We start from the raw sequence: 4,921 nt of genomic DNA on the forward strand, positions 1-4,921 counted from the left end.
CTCACTGCGTTCAGAACCCGCCGCCAGAAGTAGAATATCGTCAATATTCCAGATCGGGCTCCTGTGGGATGACTGAATTCTACAAAATAACCCAAAATTTCCTCAAGTGTGAGAAATTCGCGTCGAAGATCTCCATCGTCCGGGGCTGGATGCCTTTCCCGCGCGATCCGCTGAACGGCTGCGTGTTCTGCTCAATCAGTCGGAACGAAACCCCGCGTCGGGCGAGGTCGATCGCAAGCGTCAGGCCTGCGGCTCCCGCACCCGAGATCAGGACGTCTGTATCGAAGGACACTGGCAACTCCGCGAATCAATGTGTAATATTCACGTATCTCAGAGCGGCGTCCAAGGCAACAAAAAGCGTGAATAATACACATGACCCTGATATCCTGCGCGGGCTGCATGCCGCGATCATCGATCTGGTCGATGAAATCAACCGGCCGCGTCGGGATGATCGACTGATCGAAGAAGCGGGCATTCCACTGGATCGCGCCCTGTTTCCGCTTCTGGCGCGCGTATGGCGTTACGGTCCTGTCGGTGTTGTCGAACTCGCGGACCGTACAGGGCGTGATCACACGACGATCAGCCGACAGATGACCAGGCTGGAAGAGCTGGGCCTTATCGAGCGCCACCCGTCTGCCGCGGACAGGCGTGTTCGCGAAGCGACAGTGACTGGAAAGGGACAGGAAATGGTCGACCTGCTGAATGCGGCCCGCCAGAGGCTGGCGAACCGCATTCTCGTCGACTGGACGGATGCCGACCTCGATCAGTTACGGACGCTTTTGCGACGCTTCGCTGACGACTTGATGCGATGATAAAACCAGTCAAAATCTGTCACCAGAATCAAATCGGTTGCTTCCCTCGTAAAGCCGTATGTCGTCTTCAAGAATGGAAAAGACAGGCGACAAACGCCCTCATGGCGGACATGCGACAGAGTGATTTGATTTCCTCATAGCGGACAGCCAAGAAATGTCCATTAAACGGTGGTTTTCTGGACATGTCAAAAAATTGCGTCTGAGACTATCCGAACCTCAACTGTCGAGTTAACATTCTCGTCAAGTTTTCAACTTCCCGGTTGTGTCAATGAAACAGCGGATCGGCTACGCACGAGTCTCCACGGAGGACCAGCATCTGGACTTGCAGCGCAATGCCCTTCAGCAGGCCGGGTGCTATGTCATCTACGAAGAAACGGCGAGCGGAAAGAACGCCTCGCGCCTAGAGTTGGAGCAGTGCCGCAAGGCTCTGCGCGACGGCGATACGCTGGTGGTATGGAGGTTGGACCGCCTAGGGCGCAGCCTGCCGGATCTCGTGCAGATCGTGGCTGAGTTGGAGCGCTCGGGAATTGGCTTCGAGAGTCTTACCGAGAAGATCGAAACGAACAGCGCAGCGGGCAAGCTGGTCTTCCATGTGTTTGCAGCTCTCGCGGAGTTCGAGCGTAGTTTGATCCGTGAGCGCACCCATGCTGGGCTCGCCGCAGCACGTGCCAGAGGCCGCTCTGGCGGCCGCAAACCGAAGCTTGGGGACAAGCAGGTCCGCGAGATCAAAGTGCTACTTCGTGACCCTGAAATACAGGTTGCCGATGTAGCCCGGCGCTACGGCGTGTCCCGAACCACCCTGTACAAACATGTCGGTGTCGTGGCCCCACGGCACCCATGACGTTCATTGCGCATAGTCGAAAAGAATGTTGACCTATCATGCCTGAGGAGGGTGGCTTGGCCAGAAATGACCTAACAGCAATTGTAGGAAACTGCGTCGGTGAATGACCAATTGGCTCTCGCTGGCGCGATGACTGCGCTTCTGAAGGATCACGCGGGCCTCGGCATCCGCTTGAAAGAGGTCCCGTTCGACTGGACGTCTGGCATGCACCGGCTCACCGGTAGCTTCCACTACATCACCTTCGCTGATGGCGTCCCGACGGTTCAGGAGTTAGTCGAGTACCTTTACGACTGTCTGATCCCGTACTGCCTGCCAAAGAGCAAAGTCCGGGATGCGCTGCAGGGGATCGACCCCGCTCTCGATTATCACCGCATCGTCAGACTTGGCGACGATGCGAAGAGCTTATTTATCAAAGCGAAGAATCAACTCGAGTCCGGCGGAGAGCCGGGAGAACTAATCCTCTATGCTTTGCTAGAATGGGTGCTGAAGGCACCGCGCTTGGTCTCGAAGATGTACCTGAAGACCAATAACAACATGCCCGTGCACGGCACGGATGGTATTCATCTTGGCTACGATGAAGCCAAGGACCTTCTGACCATCTATTTTGGGGAGTCTAAAATATATCAGAGTTTTTCGTCGGCGGCTGATGCAGCGTTCACCTCCATGGCGGAACTCCTGGCTAATTCCGGTCAGATCTCTCGTGAGATTGAGATCTTGAACAACCTGTCCGACCTCAACAGCCTGGACCCGGCGTTTCGGGCGAAGATCGCGGACTATATCAACCCGTAATCAACGTCGAAGCTAACGCTGCAAAAGCGTATCGTTCACGCATGCCTGCTTGGCTTTGAATATGCCGCTTACAACCGCATACTTGCGCTTGAACCCGACAAAGTCGCCTCGGCATTCGAGGAGAAGTACAAGAAGAGGATCGGCAGCGCCTGCCGCGTGATAGAGCGCCACTACAGTAAACGCCTGCCGGTCACAACCAATTTGCATCTCTTCCTTCTGCCGTTCCCGTCTCTAAAGGTCTTCAGGTCGGCCTTCTATGGGAAGCTCGGAGTGGCGGCATGAGCTTCGTAGACGGACTTTGCGAAAAGATCAGCGGCGATCCCCGCTTCGCGGCCGACTATGAGGCCATACTGCGTCAATCGATTTTGAGCGGCGCGGGCTTCGCTGACGGCCCCGCGCTTGAAGAAGAGGTCCTGCGGCGGCTCCTTCAAAGCGCCACGATATTCGCCCAATCTGAAGAAGCGGAATGGCGGCAACTGGCGTATCGCATTAGTGTCGGATCGCTAGCCTATAGCAAAACCCTCGCCGGGATCAGGGGGCGTCCAGACTTATCTTGGCGCGACTTGGAAATTACCCCGCGATCAAGTTCGCATTCAAGGGCGAGGCGGAGCCACGAACGCTTACTGAAGCGATTTTTTACGAGATCCTCGGCCGTCAGATGGACAATACCGTGCGCATTGGCGAGCGCAGCGCTGTCCTCACAGATATGCAGCGGACTGTCTGGGAGGCCCTAGCGGCTGGCTCATCGCTGGCGCTTTCCGCGCCTACCTCGGCGGGTAAGTCGTTTGTCTTTTTGGCGTATATCGAACAGCTCAAGCGAACGCGTCCGAACGCCAACCTAGTCTATCTGGTGCCGAGCCGCGCCCTCATCAGCCAAGTTGCCGCCGATTTGCGCGCAGCCAGCCTCGACAAGGGGTTCGGGGTGACGACGGTGCCGATACCGGCTGCGTCGACAGTATTAGGTACACCGATCTATGTGCTCACGCCGGAACGGCTCCAAGTGCTGTTTCATACTGCTCCTGAACTTAGATTCGACGTAGCGATCGTCGATGAGGCGCATCTTATCGGCGAGGGGGCCCGGGGAGTGGTCCTGCATTCAGTCTTGCAGGACCTGCAACGGCGTCACCCCGACATGCAGTTCCTATTCTCGTCCCCGCAAGTTCGAGAACCGGCCGTCTTCGGCACGGTGGTCGGCCGCGACAGCGTCAAAGTGGTCAAGACCAAAGATTCTCCCGTCGCCCAGAACATCATTCTGCTGAACCGCAGAGCGGGCGACGATAAAAAGTTTGATATGCTGCTGTGGCGGGACGGCGAGAAGACCCCGCTCGCGGAGATCGATGCCGCGATACCGATCTATAATTCCCATGATGGGCTCGTATATCTGAGTTGGGCTCTTGGCAACGCCTCTCAAAGCCTCGTCTACGCCGCCGGTCCTGCGGCATGTGAGGACGTCGCGTTCAAGATCAAAGAGTTGTCGCAAGATCCAGCGGTTGCTGAAGTGGTGACCTCCTCCGGACCAAGTGAGCTATCGGTACAGGTTCGCAAGGAGCTGACTGCCTTTGCGAAAGAGGCTGTCCATCCGAGCTACGTGCTTGCTGAAACCGTAGAGGGAGGAGTTGGCTTCCACTACGGCCGCATTCCTCCGCTGCTGAGGAACGCTGTTGAAAGCGCATTTGCTGACGGGCATCTCGATTACATTGTCTGCACAAGCACGCTGCTGCAAGGCGTTAATCTGCCCGCGCGCAACGTGTTCATGCAGAACCCCCATAAGGGGGAAGAGAACCCGATCGAACCCGTCGATTTCTGGAACCTCGCGGGACGTGCCGGTCGCCTCGGCAAGGACTTTCAGGGGAACGTTTTTCTCGTCGATTACGATGAATGGGAATCAAGTCCGCTCTCCGGGCCAAAGGATGAGCCTATCAAGCCGTCGCTTGAGGTTGCCCTGACCGACACATCGGCCGAGCTGCTTGAGTATATAGCGGCGACCGACCGTCCATCGGGCGAGACTCCGAATCTGGAAGCCGCCTTCTCAAAGTTATTGCGGGACTATCGGCAAGGTCAGCTTGATAACACTTTTGACCGCTTAAGCGGGTTGTCGATGCAGACACGAGCTAGCATTACCTCCGCCTTGGCGACCGCTGACAATCAGATCGGTTTGAATGTGGAAACGCTGGCTGCCAGCCCGCAAATTTCAGGGTACCGGCAGCAAGAACTGTACGACTATATGATCGAGAAGATCGCGGAAAAGGGTCCAGACTATCTCATCCCGCTTCATCCGAGCGCGGGGTGGAGGGAAGCGCTTGACAAGTTGCGACCTGTTTTTGCCCGGGTACACAAATATCTTGAGCTGAAAGAGGTGGTCCCCATTTTTCGGACAGGGCGATAAGCTATCATCTGGCCTGAACGAGGACGGGTTTTATGGGCAAGGTTACGCGGAAACGGTATGCGGCAGAGTTCAAGTCACGGGTTGCGCTGGAGG

General features: G+C 56.5%; 4 protein-coding genes. All 4 read left to right on the plus strand.

The window, feature by feature from the left end:
- Positions 1-812 (plus strand): MarR family winged helix-turn-helix transcriptional regulator (locus KMAL_RS17990; protein ID WP_456306384.1); only part of this gene is annotated, 812 nt, incomplete at its 5' end.
- 268 nt (positions 813-1,080) lie between these two features.
- Positions 1,081-1,653, plus strand: a complete 573-nt coding sequence (locus KMAL_RS15980; RefSeq protein WP_110096471.1) for a recombinase family protein — start codon at positions 1,081-1,083, stop codon at positions 1,651-1,653.
- Positions 1,654-1,752: 99 nt separating this feature from the next.
- Positions 1,753-2,442 (plus strand): HamA C-terminal domain-containing protein, encoded by a 690-nt coding sequence (locus KMAL_RS15985; RefSeq protein ID WP_110096472.1) that lies wholly within the window; start codon positions 1,753-1,755, stop codon positions 2,440-2,442.
- Positions 2,443-2,995: 553 nt separating this feature from the next.
- Positions 2,996-4,828, plus strand: a complete 1,833-nt coding sequence (locus KMAL_RS16000; RefSeq protein ID WP_110096475.1) for a DEAD/DEAH box helicase — start codon at positions 2,996-2,998, stop codon at positions 4,826-4,828.
- The last annotated feature ends 93 nt before the right edge of the window (positions 4,829-4,921 follow it).

Source organism: Novacetimonas maltaceti, assembly GCF_002906255.1.
Classification (GTDB): Bacteria; Pseudomonadota; Alphaproteobacteria; order Acetobacterales; family Acetobacteraceae; genus Novacetimonas; species Novacetimonas maltaceti.